At 73.4% G+C, this 14,824-nt stretch carries 10 protein-coding genes and 1 pseudogene; 4 read left to right on the top strand and 7 right to left on the bottom strand.

Going from position 1 to position 14,824, the window contains the following annotated elements; translation table 11 throughout:
• Positions 1–52: 52 nt before the first annotated feature.
• From ACZ6AQ_RS27330 to ACZ6AQ_RS27320, 3 genes are all read right to left on the bottom strand, one after another.
• Positions 53–2,113, bottom strand: coding sequence for a carbohydrate binding domain-containing protein (locus tag ACZ6AQ_RS27330; protein ID WP_468763264.1), 2,061 nt, complete (start codon positions 2,111–2,113; stop codon positions 53–55).
• A 714-nt stretch (positions 2,114–2,827) separates the two neighbouring features.
• Positions 2,828–4,144, bottom strand: coding sequence for a phytase (locus tag ACZ6AQ_RS27325; RefSeq protein WP_468763262.1), 1,317 nt, complete (start codon positions 4,142–4,144; stop codon positions 2,828–2,830).
• A gap of 290 nt (positions 4,145–4,434) precedes the next feature.
• Positions 4,435–5,628, bottom strand: coding sequence for a PP2C family protein-serine/threonine phosphatase (locus ACZ6AQ_RS27320; RefSeq protein WP_468763260.1), 1,194 nt, complete (start codon positions 5,626–5,628; stop codon positions 4,435–4,437).
• Between the two features lie 799 nt (positions 5,629–6,427).
• Between ACZ6AQ_RS27320 and ACZ6AQ_RS27315 the strand changes: the two genes are divergently transcribed.
• Together ACZ6AQ_RS27315 and ACZ6AQ_RS27310 are read left to right on the top strand one after the other, a co-directional pair.
• The gene (locus tag ACZ6AQ_RS27315) at positions 6,428–6,772 is read left to right on the top strand and encodes a helix-turn-helix domain-containing protein (protein WP_388699785.1); all 345 of its coding nucleotides are present in this window, start codon (positions 6,428–6,430) and stop codon (positions 6,770–6,772) included.
• 235 nt (positions 6,773–7,007) lie between these two features.
• Positions 7,008–7,211, top strand: a complete 204-nt coding sequence (locus ACZ6AQ_RS27310; protein ID WP_388699788.1) for a cold-shock protein — start codon at positions 7,008–7,010, stop codon at positions 7,209–7,211.
• Positions 7,212–7,296: 85 nt separating this feature from the next.
• Here ACZ6AQ_RS27310 and ACZ6AQ_RS27305 read toward each other — a convergent pair whose 3' ends face one another.
• The 3 genes from ACZ6AQ_RS27305 to ACZ6AQ_RS27295 all read right to left on the bottom strand — a co-directional run bounded on the left by ACZ6AQ_RS27305 (position 7,297) and on the right by ACZ6AQ_RS27295 (position 12,569).
• Entirely contained in the window at positions 7,297–10,392 is a 3,096-nt protein-coding gene (locus ACZ6AQ_RS27305; protein ID WP_468763259.1) for a glycoside hydrolase family 3 protein, read from the bottom strand.
• A 497-nt stretch (positions 10,393–10,889) separates the two neighbouring features.
• Positions 10,890–11,894, bottom strand: coding sequence for a MerR family transcriptional regulator (locus ACZ6AQ_RS27300; protein ID WP_468763257.1), 1,005 nt, complete (start codon positions 11,892–11,894; stop codon positions 10,890–10,892).
• Between the two features lie 6 nt (positions 11,895–11,900).
• Entirely contained in the window at positions 11,901–12,569 is a 669-nt protein-coding gene (locus ACZ6AQ_RS27295; protein WP_468763255.1) for a HEAT repeat domain-containing protein, read from the bottom strand.
• Between the two features lie 171 nt (positions 12,570–12,740).
• Between ACZ6AQ_RS27295 and ACZ6AQ_RS27290 the strand changes: the two genes are divergently transcribed.
• On the top strand, positions 12,741–13,409 hold the full coding sequence (locus ACZ6AQ_RS27290; protein WP_468763253.1) for a class I SAM-dependent methyltransferase: 669 nt from the start codon (positions 12,741–12,743) through the stop codon (positions 13,407–13,409).
• Between the two features lie 50 nt (positions 13,410–13,459).
• Here the strand turns inward: ACZ6AQ_RS27290 and ACZ6AQ_RS27285 are convergent.
• A pseudogene (locus ACZ6AQ_RS27285) lies at positions 13,460–13,652 on the bottom strand (winged helix-turn-helix transcriptional regulator); the annotation flags it as partial.
• Between the two features lie 279 nt (positions 13,653–13,931).
• On the opposite strand from ACZ6AQ_RS27285, the gene ACZ6AQ_RS27280 reads away from it, so the two are divergent.
• A complete protein-coding gene (locus ACZ6AQ_RS27280) occupies positions 13,932–14,465 on the top strand; it encodes a DoxX family membrane protein (protein ID WP_468763251.1) in 534 nt (177 codons plus the stop codon).
• The last annotated feature ends 359 nt before the right edge of the window (positions 14,466–14,824 follow it).

The raw sequence follows: 14,824 nt of genomic DNA, 5'->3' as shown, positions 1-14,824 counted from the left end.
AGCGGGCGGGCCGGCACGGAGCCGGGCCCGCCCGCGGTCCGGGCGTGCGGCGTCAGTCGCGCCAGGTGCCCGTGAGGGTGACGGTCCCGGAGGCCGGGACCGTCGCGGTGCGGTTGGCGCCGCTCTCCCAGGTCACGGCGCCGGACGCCTCCTTGCGGACGTACTTGTACGCGAAGGCGGTGCCGGCCGGCAGTTTCACGTCGAGTTTCCAGACCGGGTAGCCGGCGGGGTCCAGCCGGAGGGCGCTCGCGGGCGACCAGGAACCCAGGGCGGCGAGGTCGCCGACGACGTGGATGCTCTGGCCGGGCACGGTGGCGGCGGTGACGGCGAACGAGGCGCCGGTCTCCTTCCGCCCCTCGCACGGATTGCCCGTACCGGCGGTCCCGCCCCTGACGGTGACGTCACCCGTCCCGAGGGAGTAGTCGGCGGAGCCGTTGTTGTCCCAGGCGCCGGCGCCGTTGTTGAAGGCGGCCCGGAAGGTCGTGGCGGAGCCCAGGGCGACGGTCTTCCTCACCCAGCCGGCACAGGCCGGCTCCAGGGCGACGCCGGGGACCGCGGTCCAGGCGCCGCCGGCCGGGGCGTAGTGGAGGTAGTGGGCGGACCAGTTCCGGTCCGTGGCGTAGTACACGGTGGCCGTGTTGTCGCGGGACTCCCCGCCCCGGGCGCCGACGTGGAGGGCGAGCGCGTCGTCACCGGCCACGGTGGCGGTGAACCCGCCGTCGGGGCCGACGGTGTACGAGGTCCCGGTGCAGCCGCCCCCGGCGACCGGGTCGCCGTGCTGGACGTCGCAGTAGGTGCCGGCCGGCAGGGAGGTCCGGAAGGTCCGGGTGACCGGGCCGCTCTCGCGGTTGACGACGACGAAGCCCTTGTCGCCCCGGCCGAAGGCGATGGCGTTGCCGCCGTTGTCCCACCAGTCGGTGACGCCGGTGCCCTCGGTGGCGTTGCGGAAGGCGACCATGTTGGCCACCTGGCGCCAGGCGTGCTGACAGGACCAGCCGTCGCTGTAGCAGGCGCGCACGGCGTGGCCGGTCGGCGCGCCGTCGTCCTGGCTGCCGAACGCGTAACCGGAGTGGACCGACGGGCTGCCGTACGGGTGGGCGAGCATGAAGACGTGGGCGAGGGTGTAACGCGCGCCGTCACGGTAGCTCAGGCTGTTGCCGTTGCGCTCGGTGTCGTGGTTGGTCACCATGCTGCCGCTCAGGCCGGACGGCATGTAACCCCACGCCTCGCCGAAGTTCTTGAGGTACGAGAGCTTCTCGTGGGTGAAGACCCGCTTGAGGTCGGTCGTGTAGCGGAACTCCTGGACGTCGCCGCTGCCGAGGTACTCCGAGGGGGAGACCGCCTCGCCGCCGCCGAAGATGGCCTCCTGTATCCAGTAGACGTCCGGGTCGCTGAGCCTGGCGCGGACGGCGGTGAGGTCGCTCGCGGGGATGTGCTTGGCGGCGTCCACGCGGAAACCGTCGACGCCCAGGGACAGGAGGTCGTTGAGGTATTCCGCGATCCGCCCCCGCACGTGGGCGCTGCCGGTGTCCAGGTCGGAGAGCGAGGGCCGGCCCGTGTCCCCGAGTTCGCACTCCTGGATGGTGCGGCGGTCGGAGTAGTCGCTCCCGATCGGGCGGCGGCAGCCGTGGAAGTCGGCGTCGGAGTAGGTGCCGGGGTAGTCGTACTTGGTGTACCGCGTCCCGGCGGTTCCGGTGCCCGAGCCGGACGTCATGTGGTTGAGGACCGTGTCGGCGATGACCTTCACCCCGGCGCCGTGGCAGGTGTCGACCATGTTCCTGAAGGCCGTGCGGTCGCCGAGCGGCCCCTGGATCTTGTAGCTGACCGGCTGGTAGGCGGTCCACCAGGCGCTGCCCTGGATGCGTTCCTGCGGGGGTGAGACCTGGACGTACCCGTAGCCCTTGGGGCCGAGCGTCCGGGTGCACTCGCGGGCGACCGAGTCGAAGTTCCACTCGAACAGGACGGCGGTGACCTTCTTCGCCCCGTTGACGGCCGGCGCGGCCGTCGCCCGCTGCGCGGGCAGGGCGAGCGTCGTGGTGAGCCCGAGCGCCAGGCCGGCGGCGGCGAGCGCGGCACCGGTCCGGCGGGAGGCTTTTCCGAGGCGGAGTCTCATGGGGATCTCCTCGTGGGGGTGGGGTGGGGGCGCGGACACGCGGCATCGACGGAACGGGCCGGTGAACGCGAGGAGTTGCAAAGTTTTTCGGAAATTTTCCGCAAGGCCTTGAGCACGGTAGGGTTCGGCTCCCGGAGGGGTCAAGGCATCGGACACGACCGTTCTCCGTCCCCGGGAAACGACCTGCTCCGGCGGGCGGGCCGCCCCCCGCACCCGCCGGCCCGGCGGCTCCGTACGGCGCTCGCGCACGGCCGCACGGGCACATCGCCCGCCGTACCGGACCGTCGCGCCGGAAGGTCCGGACGGCCCCGGGTCGTGCCGCACCACTACGGCCCGGAGAAGCCGGTCGCCGGCAGGCTCCGCGCGCCGGGCACGGGGACGCGGTCCCTCACGAACGGCGCCGACCACCGGACGGACGGCCGGTCCGCGTTCCCCTTCTCCGCCGTGGGCGACTCCGGGCCGAGCACGTCGACCCGCTCGCGAACCCGCCGGTGCCGTGGCCACCGCCGACGTACCCGGCCGCGGCATCGCCGAACTCGAGGCCGCCGCTCCGGACGCTCCCGGGCATGAAAAGCGGACCGGGCGCCCGCGAGGTCACGGGCGCCCGGTCCGGGGAGGGGGTGCGCGAGGAGACGTCCCGCCGGCCGGCCCGGGCGGAACGGTCCGGGACGTCCGCCGGCCGACGGGACGGACCCGCCGCGCGCACCGCCGGCGTCAGTCGTCGAGGGCGTCCGTCACGGTGCCGAGGTCGACGAACTTGAAGTTGGTCGACGGACGGTCGCCGTCACCGGGGGAGTCGTGGCCGTCCTGCACGACGAGGAGGCCACGGGGGTACTTCGGTCCGAGAGGGGCGTTCAGGGCGGCGGCGCCGTCGCACTCCTCGGAGCCGTCGAGGGTGCCGCTCGCGGCGGCGACCCGGAAGCCGCCCTCGTACTCGTTGTCGTCCTCCAGCTCCCGGTCGTAGGCCGCGAAGGTGTGGTCGCCCTGGCTGGAGGCGAGGAGGTAACCGTCGCCGTCCTCCTCCTCGACCAGCGTCAGGCCCTCGACGTCGGCCGTGATCCTGGTGCCGCCGTAGCCGGGATCGGCGCCCGGCGCGCACTCCTCGGTCTCCTCGTCGTACACCCCGGGGACGCCGTACTCGCGGACCTTGTCGATCAGCTCCGGGGTGCCGGTGAGGTCGGCCTTCAGGCGCCAGATGCCGACGTCCTCCTGACCGGCGTACAGGATGCCGTTCGCGGGATCGACCACCATGCCCTCGACCTGGGGCAGTTCGCCGGGCTCGGCGCACGGCGACCACGACGTGCCGTCGGGGAGCCGGAAGGCGGAGGGCAGGTCCAGGGTGCGGACCGTGCGGTAGGTGACCCTGCCACCGGCGGCCGGCAGCAGCTCCAGGAGGGTGATGCCGGTGCGCTCGCGACGGCTGACCAGGGCGTACGCCTTCCCGGTCGCGGGGTCGGTCCAGGTCGCCAGGCCGTAGGCGGTCCGCTGGTCGTCGATCTCGGCCTGGTCCCTGGAGAACACGGGCGGCGCGGCGGGGTCGGTGACGTCGGTCAGCGGGCCGCCGGCGCGGTCGCGGTCGATGCGGTAGAAACGCAGCCGGTCGTTGCCGCGGTCGCTGGTGACGGCCAGATCGGCCTTCCCCGAGGAGAGGCGCAGACCGTGGACGAGGTCCACGTTGTTGAAGCGGCCCGGGGCGTCGTCCTCCCCGGCGGCGGGAGGCGCGGCTATCGACTGCACCGGGCGCGCGTCCAGGTCGTAGACGCGCAGGCCGCCCTCCTTGGCGGTGGCGATGACGAGACTGCGGCCGGGGGCGGCGTTGTCGCGCCAGATGGCCGGGTCGTCCGCGTCGGCGTTGCCGCCTTCGTCGTCGTCGTGCAGCGACGGCGTCTCCGCGCGAGGGGTCACGGACGGCAGCGAACCGCCGGAGAGGCGGTGGTGCCCATCGGCCCGGGCCGGCACGGCCAGGGCGGCCGCCGCGAGGGCCGTGGCCACGGCCAGCGCGGACGACCGGGCGATCGTGGAGCGGGTCACGCAGATCTCCTCCGAGAGGGGGTGGACGGTCCTGCGTGAGCGTGGACCCCCCTCGTGTCGGAACGGCGGCCACCGGGCGACCGGTGCCCCCGGCCCCGCGTGTACACCAGGTGAACGATCGCCCGGCGCGCCGCGCGGGCGGGTGAACGGCCCTCCCGTACCGCGTGGTTCACCGAATCCGTCCGGCAAGCCCTTCCGGTGGCCGGGGCGTTGGGCGAGGAGGACGGTACGGGTCCCGCGCCGGCGGCAGCGGTGGGGTCACACGTCCGGGGTCGGCGGCAGCGGTGGGGTCACACGTCCGGGGCCGGCGGGACGGGCTGGAGGGCGATGGCGACGACGTCGTCGGTGAGGGCGGGGGCCCACCGGGCGAGGTCCTGCCTGAGGAAGTCGATGACACCGAGGGGGGAGGGCTGTCGGGCACCGCCGTCGAAGTGGGCCCGCAGGCGTTCGAGGAGGGGGTAGAAGGCGCCGGTGCGGTCGCGGGCCTCGGTGACGCCGTCGGAGTAGGCGATCAGGATGTCGCCGGGACCCATCGGGCAGGTCACGGTGGGCGGTTGCCCGTCCAGGAGGTCTCCCATGCCCAGCGGCAGGCTGTGCTCGGCCCGCACGACGCTCGTGCCGCGGGGGCCGACGAGGAGCAGGGGCTGGTGACCGCGGTCCAGGGCCCGCACTTCGCCCGTGTCCGGGGAGAACTCGAGCAGGACCGCCGTGGCGAAGAGTTCGTCCGCCAGCGTCACCGGCTCTCCGGGGCCTCCCGGCGGCGCGGGCTCCGGTGCGCCGCCGATGTCCGGGAACGGCTCGGCGCCGGCGCGGTCGAGCTGCAGCGCCGTTTCGATCCGGTCGGAGAGCTGGGCGAGCGTCGGCTGGAGCAGGGCCGCCTCCCGGAAGGACGAGAGGACCGTGGCCACGGTCTGGCTGGTCTCGATGCCCTTGCCCTTGACGTCCCCGACGATCACGCGGACCCCGAAGGAGGTCCGGCGGACGCCGTAGAAATCCCCGCCGATGAGCGCCTCGTCGTCGGCGGCCCGGTAGAAACCGGCCATCCGCACCCCGTCCACCTGGGCGGGAAGCGGTCGCAGCAGGGCCAGTTGCACCGCTTCGGCGACCGCCTGCACATGGCGGAAACGTTTCTCGGTACGGACGCGCACCGCGCACAGCGCGACGGAGAGCAGGGTGACCGTGGCCAGCACGATCAGCGTCGTGACGGTCTGGGGGCCGATGTCGTCCTCGACCTGCTCGGTGACGGCCAGCAGGCCGCATGCCGCCGCACCGGTGGCGGCGACGCCGAGCGGCGGGTAGGCGAAGATGGCCAGCGCCACCGAGGCCGTCAGCAGCGAGCCGAAGAAGTAGGACGGCGGTGTCGCCTGATCGAGCACGATCGACACCACGATCAGCGCGGGCGGCAGCCAGCGTATCCACCGCGGCGGCCACGGGTGTTCTTCGGCCTGCCGCCGGTGTTCCAGAGCGGACCGTCCCGTGCCCACGCCTGCCACTTCCTTCCCGCTCGGCTCCCGGTGCGGAGCCCGTGGCGAGCATCATGCACGAGCGGACACGTCGGGGACGGCATCGACCCGCCTCCCCCGCACGTCGGTCCCCGCCGGGCGGGGGCGGATGCCGTGCCGGGGCCGGTTCGGCGGGAGAGGGGATGCGCACCGGCGGCGGAGGAAGGGCCCGCGTCGGCAGCGTCGCTCCCGCCGTCGCGCACGGTGTGCCCCTCTTCCCCGGAGTAGTTTCCCGTCGGGTTCCGGTGCAGAAAATCTGTCGTGGCGAAGGTAGACATTGGCGGGTGGTGGGGTTAGTGTTCTGTTCGTAGCCAAGGAAGTCCGAAGGGCGCGGCAGGGACGCACTGCCGCGCGAGCAGGTTCAAGCAGGTTCAGCAGGTGCGGAACGGCGGTGGGGTGGCGGAGCCGGGTGTGATGGGTTCCTCCGCCGGCCGCCGGGCCGGGTGGTCCCAGGGGCCGCGCAGCAGTGCCCGTTGGTGGAGTGAAGGAAAGAAGAGGTAAGGAGCGGACGCCATCAGGATCGCCCGGGCGTACGCGCCCGGGTACCGCAGGCCCCGGATGGGAAGGTGGTCCCCGGTCACACAGTCGCGATCCCCGCTCCTTCGCCCCGGTGGGCGCAGGGGAGCGGAAGAAGAAGGCCGGTGCGGTTCGGCCGGCACATGGTGGTGAAGGCTCGGGGCCCGGGCGCCGGTGACGGCGACCGGGCCCCCCGACGTACCCCGCCCCGCACCCCCGGCACAACCCCGAAGAAGCCCCGGAAAAGTCCCGGAAGAAGAGGTCTATGCCCCCTCGCGGTACCCGTCCCGTCGACATACTCGACGACAACGACTACCCGGCCTACACGATGGGCCGGGCCGCCGACATGCTCGGCACCACCCCCGCCTTCCTGCGCGCCCTCGGCGAACACCGCCTGATCACCCCGCTGCGCTCCGAGGGCGGCCACCGCCGCTACTCCCGCTACCAGCTGCGCATCGCCGCCCGCGCCCGCGAACTCGTCGATCAGGGCACCCCCATCGAAGCCGCCTGCCGCATCGTCATCCTGGAGGACCAGCTGGAGGAAGCCCAGCGCATCAACGCCGAGTACCGCCGTGCCGCCGAACCGGTGAATCCGCCGCCCGCCGGCTGAGAACAGGGCCGTGACAGAGGGGCTCCGCACGCACCGCCGGAGAACGCGTGGCCGTTTCCTGTGGTCACGGAGTGTGTGGACGTGTAGCGTTCCCGTCAGCTGTCGTGGTTCGGAAGTTCCCTCTGCCCATGCCTCCGGTGTGGGTGTTTTGCTGTGCTGTGCCGCAGGGACCAGGGCGATCACCTCCGTTTTCCGCAGGGTGCGGAAAGCGTTCATCGACTGGAAGGCATGTGACATGGCTACGGGAACTGTGAAGTGGTTCAACGCGGAAAAGGGCTTCGGCTTCATCGCCCAGGACGGTGGCGGCCCGGACGTCTTCGCGCACTACTCGGCGATCAACTCCTCCGGCTTCCGTGAGCTCCAGGAGGGCCAGAGCGTGACGTTCGACGTCACCCAGGGCCAGAAGGGCCCGCAGGCGGAGAACATCAGCGTCGCCTGAACCTCCTCGTGAGGATCCCGACGGCCCCGGCCCCCTCAGGGGCCGGGGCCGTCGGCCGGTCCGGCGCGTTCCTCCCCCGAACGGCTCAGGCCGCCCGGTACGCCGCCGTCAGCCGTGCGACCGCGCCCGCCAGGTCTCCCGACAGCAGCAGCCGGTCCGCCTCCGCGAACGGCTTGGCCGTCGCCGGGGTGATGTTCGGGCCGATCCTCTTCTGGACGACGTCCCTCGCCCGGGACAGCAGCTCCCGGCCCTCGGGCGACGTCCCGCGCCCGGCCGCCTGGAGCGCCCCGGCCGCGAGGCCGATCGTCCTGAGCACCAGCTCGCCCCCGGTCCGCGAGACCGGGACCGGCCGGGTCGTCAGCCCCCAGCCGAACGGGAACTGCGGGTCGTACGAGGCGTCACCGACGTTGATCGGGAGCTGAGCCTCCGACTTCGGCCAGGTGACCGGGAGCTGGCCGGTGAACGGCCGCGTCCCGTACAGCACGTCCGCCACGCCGTCGCCCTCGGTGCCGGGCAGCCAGGACGCCACCAGGGCGTCGATCGCCCCGAGCCGGTCCCCGATCAGCTGCGGCCGTCCGGAGACGACCAGGACCGCGCACGGCATCGCCGCGCAGACCTTGTCCACCGCCGCCCTGTCCGCCGCCGTCAGCTCCAGGTCGTGGCCGTTGCCCACGTCACCGACGCCCTCGGCGTACGGCGTCTCGCCGACCACCACGACCCCGACGTCGTACCCCCCGGTCGCGGCCGAGGCGTCCTTCGAGTAGGCGATCTCGGCGTCCGGGGCCGCCTTGCGCATGCCTTCGAGGATCGTCGTGCCGGTCGTGTTCCGGCCGGACGAGCCCTGCCAGCTGATGGTCCAGCCACCGGCCTGGTTGCCCAGGTCGTCGGCGTTGGAGCCGGCGACGTACACCTTCTGTGACTTCTTCAGCGGCAGCACGCCGCCGTCGTTCTTCAGCAGTACTTGTGACTTGGCGACCGCCTCCCGCGCCACGGCGCGGTGCGCGGCCGAGCCGACCGAACCGAGGTGGGTGGTGTCGGCGTACGGCTTCTCGAACAGGCCGAGCCGGAACTTCTGGGTCAGGATCCGCGCGACCGCGTCGTCCACGCGCGCCCGGGAGACCCGCCCGGCCGTGACCTCCTCCGCCAGGATCCGGGTGAAGTCCTGGTAGTTGGTCGGCACCATGATCATGTCGAGGCCGGCGTTGACCGAGGTCCGCACGTCGCTCGCGTAGTCGCCCGGGATCTGGTCGATCGCCTGCCAGTCGCTGATGACGAACCCCTCGAAGCCCATGCGGTCCTTGAGGACGCCGTTGATCATCTCGGCGTTGGCGTGCATCTTCACCGGGCCCTTGCCGTCACCGATGACGTCGAGCGAGGAGTACGAGGGCATGACCGTGCCCGCCCCGCGCCTCACCGCCTCGGCGAACGGCGCCAGGTGCACCGCCTCCAGCTCCTGCCGGGTCACCCTGGTGACGCCCTGGTCGATCGTGTACGAACCCGTCGTCGACGACCCGAACTCCGTGCCGCCGTCGCCGACGAAGTGCTTGGCGCTGGTGAGGACCTTGTCGTTGCGGTGCAGGTCCGCACCGCTGCTCGCGCCCTGCATGCCGTCGATGACCGTCTCCATGGCCTTCACCAGGGCCGGGTCCTCGCCGAACGCCTCGTACGAACGGCCCCAGCGCTCGTCCCGGGTGACGCACACGCAGGGCGCGAAGTCCCACGGGATGCCGGTGGCCCGGACCTCCTTGGCGGTGACCGCCCCGGTCCGCTCCGCGACCTTCGGGTCGCGCCCGGCGCCGATGCCGATGTTGTGCGGCATGATCGTCGCGCCGATGACGTTGTTGTGCCCGTGCACCGCGTCCACGCCGTAGAGCAGCGGAACCTGGAAGCGGGTGGCCCGCGCCCGGAGCTGGTAGGCGTCGACCATCTTCGCCCACGCCTCGGGCGTGTTGGGCGTCGGCACCGAACCGCCGCCGGAGAGCAGCGAGCCGAGCCGGTAGGAGGCGATGTCGCCCTGCGACCGCAGCGCGTTGCGCTCGGCCTGGGTCATCTGCCCGACCTTCTCCTCCAGGCTCATCCGCCCGAGGAGGTCCGCGACCCGCTTCTTCACCGGCAGCCGCTTGTCGAGGTACGGGAGGCCGTGCGCGTCCACGACGACCTGCGGCGTCTCGGCGGGCGCCTTGGCGCCGGTCACGTCGAGCGTGAGCGGTATCGTCTCGGCCTCCTCGGCCGAACCGTCCTTCTCCGTCGCCACGGTGACGGTCTGCGAGGTACCGGACGGAGTGCCGGCCGGGAAGGTCAGGACGCCGCTGACCGGCGCGTAGTCCTTGTCGGCCTCGGCGGTCCCCTCCCCGGTGGTGTACGCGACGGTGACGGGCTCGCCGATGGGGCCCGAACCGGTGGTGGCCACCGTCACCTTCACCCGCGCGCTGCCGCCCTCGGCCACCGGGTACACGGCGGCGTCGGTGATCACCTTGGTGTGCAGCGCGGGCTCCGCCCTGCCGTACAGCTCCATGCCGTCGAGGGCGAACCTGCCGGGGGAGCCGGGCGGCAGGGTCAGCGCGTACCCCCACATCTCGTTCAGGCCGAGGACCTGGTCGATGCCGCCGACGGGCTGGTAGTCGGACCGGTACCGGAACTCGGAGAACGGGATCTCGACGAGGTGCCAGCCCTCCCAGTCGTCGGTGAAGGACGTGGTCCACAGCTCGGACGCCTCGCCGTTGGCGCCGCCGTCCTTGAGCTCGAAGTTGATCCGCCGGCCCGAACCGGGTGGCAGGGGAGCGGTGTTCTGGCCGTACCACCAGAAGCGGACGCCCTTGAACGCGGTCCAGTCGTGGGCCGGCCGGTCGAAGGCGAAGTCATGGGTGAACCCGCCCCAGCCGCTGATGTCGTACGTGCCCTCCAGGACCCGGCTGCCCTCGGGGGCGTCGGCGCGCTCGGCGATCCGCAGCACCGGGTGGTCGTCGGCGTCGCTGCCCCAGGTGAAGATCCCCTCCGCCGGAGGGGTGGCGAAGGGAACCTCACCCTCGAAACGGTCGACGGCCACCGGTACCGGTTCGTCGGCGGCGGCCGCGCTCGGCAGGGCTCCGGCGAGCAGCCCGCCGAGCACGGCGGTGGCGGCGACCACCGCCGCCACGGCTCTCCCGCGGTGTCGGGCGGTTCGGTGTTCTGCGGAGGGCATGGCGGCTCCTTCTGCCTGCTGTCGCGCGAGGGGGATCGGGGAACGGGATGGCACGGGTGGTGCGCAGGGCGTACACCGGGACGACCGTCCCGGCCGGACGCGCCGCCCCACGAACGAACACTTCGTGAACACGGGCAGCGGCCCTGGAATCCGTTCCGGACCCGACGCCCGACCCCGTCCGGGACGACCCGGCCGTTCCCGGTCCCCCACGGTGACGACGAGCGCGGCGCACCACGGGGAGCTTCCGGGGAGAGGGGCGGAACAACGTTGTCGGGACTGCTTCCGGCGCGGTGCGGTGAGTCAACCGCCAGCCCGGCATGTCGTCAAGAGTTCACACCGACAACGGCCAAAACACGTACCGCTCCTGATGTGGGGTCACCTCGCCGCTCTCCTTGCGTTCACCCTCTGAAGGAAGGCGTACGGTTGCGCCGCGCACCGGCTCCGAGCCCGCTCACGTTCCGGCCGGCTCCGTGCAGCCCGGTTCGGCTCCCTCCGCGTCACCGCTCGCCGCGCAGGGCCAGGACGTACGCCGCGGTGAGCGCCACGGCACGGTCCTCGTCCCGGGACAGCTCCACGAGGGCGCGCGACGCCCGTGCCCCCGGGACGTCCGCGAGCGCCTGGGTCAGCCGCCGACGCGCGGACGCCCCGAGGGGTCGGCGGCCGAGGCGGTCGAGGAGTCCGGTGACGATCCGGTCCGCCGTCGCGGGGTCGCCCGCCGCCGCGCCCAGCGCGTCGGCCGCGTCGACGTCGTTCCTCCCCTCGACGACCATGTCGAGGAGCGTCGGGACCGCGTCGGCCGCGTCCCGCTCCGCGAGCGCCAGGGCCGCGTACCCGCGCACCACGGCGTCGGAGTGGGCGAGGGCGTCCCGGAGCGGCCCGGTCGCCCCGGCGCCCGGGAGCTCGGCGAGGGACCGGACGGCACGCTCCCGCACCTCGGCCGAGGGGGAGCGGAGCCCCTCCGCCAGGAGTGCCGGCCCGTCCCCGCCGGACCGCGCCAGCGCCCAGCGGAGGGCCCCGGCGACGTTCGGGTCCGGCTCGCTCAGCACGGCCTCGACCAGCGCTTCCACCGGTACGGGAACCTCCTCGCTCGCCACCAGGGCCGCGCGCTGCCGTGTCCCCGCGTCCTCGGACCCGAGCGACCGGAGGAGCGCGACGGTCCGCAGGACGTCCTCCCAGCCGGCGGGTTCCGCCGCGCCGATCCGGCGGAGCCGCGTGAGCAGCTCCGTCTCCGCCGCGATGCGCTCCCGCGTCCGGCGGACGAGGTCGTCGACGAGTTCCGAGGGCGCGAAGCCGGGATCGTCGAGCGCCCGCCCGACGTCGCGCAGCGACAGCCCCAGCGACCGCAGGCTCTCGATGTGGAAGACGCGCCGGATGTCCTCGTCGGAGTACTCCCGGTAGCCGGAGCCGGTACGGCCCGTCGGCCTCACCAGGCCGAGCGATTCGTAGTGCCGGAGCATGCGGGCGCTCACCCCGGACCGTCGCGCGACCTCGCCGATCAGCACGGCCCGTCACTCCTCCCGGTCGGCGTCGCCGAGGGCCACGACGCGCTTCGCCTCCTCGACCGCGTACGCGAACCCGGCCTCCGGGTCCCGCCACAGCCGTTCCGTGGCGATCGCGTGGCCGCGTACGCGGGGGTCGGGGTCCGTGGCCGCGTCGTCCAGTACCGGCGACGCCGAGGCCCCGAGGGCGATGAGCGCCCGGCTGAGGCTCAGCCGCGTCCCGTACCCGCCGCGCCCGAGCTGCGACGCCAACATGACGGCCAACTCGCGCTCCCCGCCCTCGGGTACGAGGACGACCGCCGCCCGCCAGGCGCTCCGGGCCACCTCGTCGTCGGCGTCGGACAGCAGGGCCGGTGTGATCACCGCCCACGCCCGCCGGTCCCCGATCTTGGACAGCGTGTGCAGCGCCTGGCTCCGCGCCCGCGTGCCCCCCGAGCAGACCTCGCCGAGGAGCGCCGGGACCGTCACCGACGCCGCGTGGCGCGTGAGCGCCCACGTCAGCATCTCGCGCACGTGGAAGTCGGGTTCGACCGCGCACCGCTCGACGAGTTCGCCGACGGACCCCGGGTCCGGGTCCGTGCCGGCCGCCAGCGCCGCCCGCAACCGGACCGACGCGTCGGCGCTCTCCGCTCCCCGGGGGGCGCGCGTCGTGTGCGTGTCCTCTTCCGCCATGGTCATCGGGACCACCTCCTCGGTCGCAGTGAAGACCTTGTCACCGTGTCAAGGTCAAGCGCGGCCGGACCGGTCGCCGACGGGCCCGCCTCCGCGCGTGGCGCGGGGTGCCGCCGTACCACCGGCCCCGGAACCCCCGTACTACCGACGCCGGAACCGCCGCCCTATCGTTGGCCGGTGAACACACACCGCATCGACCGCCCGGCCGACCTCGACACGGTCCGTGACTCCTACGACCGGGTGGCCGACAACTACGTCCACATGGTGCTGTCGACGGGAGTGGGGGACATCCGCCGCCACCCGTGGCTCAAGGCGTCGATCGACGCCTTCGCCGACACCGTGGACGGGCTCGGCCCCGTCCTCGACGTCGGCTGCGGGCCCGGGACGGTGACCGCCTATCTCGCCGGACGCGGACTCGACGTGTCCGGGGTCGACCTCTCTCCCCGCATGATCGAGAACGCGCGCCGTCTCCATCCGGAATGCCGTTTCGACGTCGGCTCCGCCACCGACCTGGACCTCGGCGAGGCGTCCCTCGGGGGCGTGCTCGGGTGGTGGTCGCTGTTCAACCTCCCCCGTGAGGTCCTTCCCCAGGTGCTCGCCCGGTTCGCGCGGGCACTGAAGCCGGGCGGCCACCTCATCACCGCGACGCACGTCGGCGACGAGGACCTGGTGCGCACCGAGGCGTATGGGGGCGTACCCGTCCGCTGGACGACGCACCAATGGAGGCCGGAACAGCTCGTGGACCTGATCGAGCGGGCCGGGCTGCGCCCGGTCGCCGAACTCCGGCTCCCGGCGGACGAGCAGACCGGGCCGGGCGTGGTCGTCATGGCCGAACGTCCCGTCTGAGGGGCGGCGGGGACCCGGCCCGCACGGCACGCGGAGACGGGCACGGCACCTCACCTCGCGTCGAACGCCTCCCGGGCCTGTTCGATCCGGGGCATGTACGTCCGTGCCCACTCCAGGAGGACGTCCACGGGCGGCCGCATGGTCTTCCCCGGGGGGAGTGATCCGGTACTCCACCGCGACGGGCCGGTCGTTCACGACCTCGCGCTCGACGATGCCGTTGCGTTCCAGCCTGCGCAGGGTGGAGGGGGAAGGGCCGGGCGGCTCTTCCCGTCCGGCTCCTTCGTTCGGCCCACCCGGCCGGACCGGCCCGGACGAGTGGGCCCGGACGGCGGGCCCGGCCCTCGCGGAGCCCCCGGCCCGCGCCGCGCCCGGGCGGACCGGCCGCCGGTGATCGTCCGGGTCCGGTCGTCCGCCGGTCGGCGGTGGCCCGGGTTCCGCCGTCTGCCGAATGGCGGCGGTCCGGCGGGGCACCCGATGATTCCCGTAGACACCACATCCTTGACCGTTCCTGGAGGCAGGGTCATGAGTCTTCTCCGTATCGCCGGCCGTCCGATGCTCGCCTCGATGTTCATCGCCGGTGGCATGAACTCCCTGCGCCGTCCCCAGGACGTGGTCCCGGCGGCCGAAGCCGTCGTCCGGCCCCTGAGGGACCGCGTCGCCGCGCTGCCCGACAACACCGAGCACCTCGTCCGGCTCAACGGCGCCGTGCAGGTGGTGGGCGGCGTGCTGCTCGGGCTCGGCCGCCATCCCCGGCTGTGCGCGCTGGCCCTCGCCGCGACGCTGGTCCCCACCACGCTGGCGGGGCACCGCTTCTGGGAGGCGGAGGACGCCTCCGACCGGGCGCAACAGCGCATCCACTTCCTCAAGAACGTGTCCATGCTGGGCGGTCTGCTGATCGCCGCCGACGACACCGGCAGCGCCCCCTCACTGCTGTGGCGCGGCCGCCACGCCGCGCAGGGCGTGCGGCACGACGCCCGCGTGATGCGCAGGGCGGCCCGCGTCGCGGCGCGTCCCGCCAAGGCAGCCGGTGGCGTCCGGGCCAAGCTGGGCGTCTGACCGCCGGAGCGCCGGTACGGAACGGGCGCGGCGGCGAAGGACCCGTCCCGTTCCGTACGGGACCGCGCACCCGCCGGGCCGCCCCGCCCGTCGTCCTCGTCGCGGCGCGGGGTGCCGTCCCCGGCCGTGCGCGGGCGCGCCGTCGTCCGATCGCCCGAACGGACGCTTGCCCGAACGGGCGGACCGCGCGAACTCGGCGGCGCGCGATCCGTTACGTCGTGCCCCGGAGGCCCCCTGTACTCATCGACAGGCCCTGCTCGTCCACACGGGTACGCCCGGTGGTTCCCGTCCTGTGGGGAGGGGAGCCGCCGGGCGTGCTGGTGTGCTGGTGTGTGGGGGTTATGCGTGGCGGTGGGTGT

The sequence above is a fragment of the Streptomyces sp. NPDC041191 genome (genome assembly GCF_055591945.1).
The sequence above is the reverse complement of the archived record's forward strand: the minus strand, read 5'-3'. Positions and strand labels throughout refer to the sequence as shown.

What these genes read in the sequence shown, in the direction of transcription:
- ACZ6AQ_RS27330 (WP_468763264.1), bottom strand. Translation starts at nt 2,113, where the DNA reads ATGAGACTCCGCCTCGGAAAAGCCTCCCGCCGGACCGGTGCCGCGCTC.
- ACZ6AQ_RS27315 (WP_388699785.1), top strand. Translation starts at nt 6,428, where the DNA reads ATGCCCCCTCGCGGTACCCGTCCCGTCGACATACTCGACGACAACGAC.
- ACZ6AQ_RS27310 (WP_388699788.1), top strand. Translation starts at nt 7,008, where the DNA reads ATGGCTACGGGAACTGTGAAGTGGTTCAACGCGGAAAAGGGCTTCGGC.
- ACZ6AQ_RS27305 (WP_468763259.1), bottom strand. Translation starts at nt 10,392, where the DNA reads ATGCCCTCCGCAGAACACCGAACCGCCCGACACCGCGGGAGAGCCGTG.
- ACZ6AQ_RS27295 (WP_468763255.1), bottom strand. Translation starts at nt 12,569, where the DNA reads ATGACCATGGCGGAAGAGGACACGCACACGACGCGCGCCCCCCGGGGA.
- ACZ6AQ_RS27280 (WP_468763251.1), top strand. Translation starts at nt 13,932, where the DNA reads ATGAGTCTTCTCCGTATCGCCGGCCGTCCGATGCTCGCCTCGATGTTC.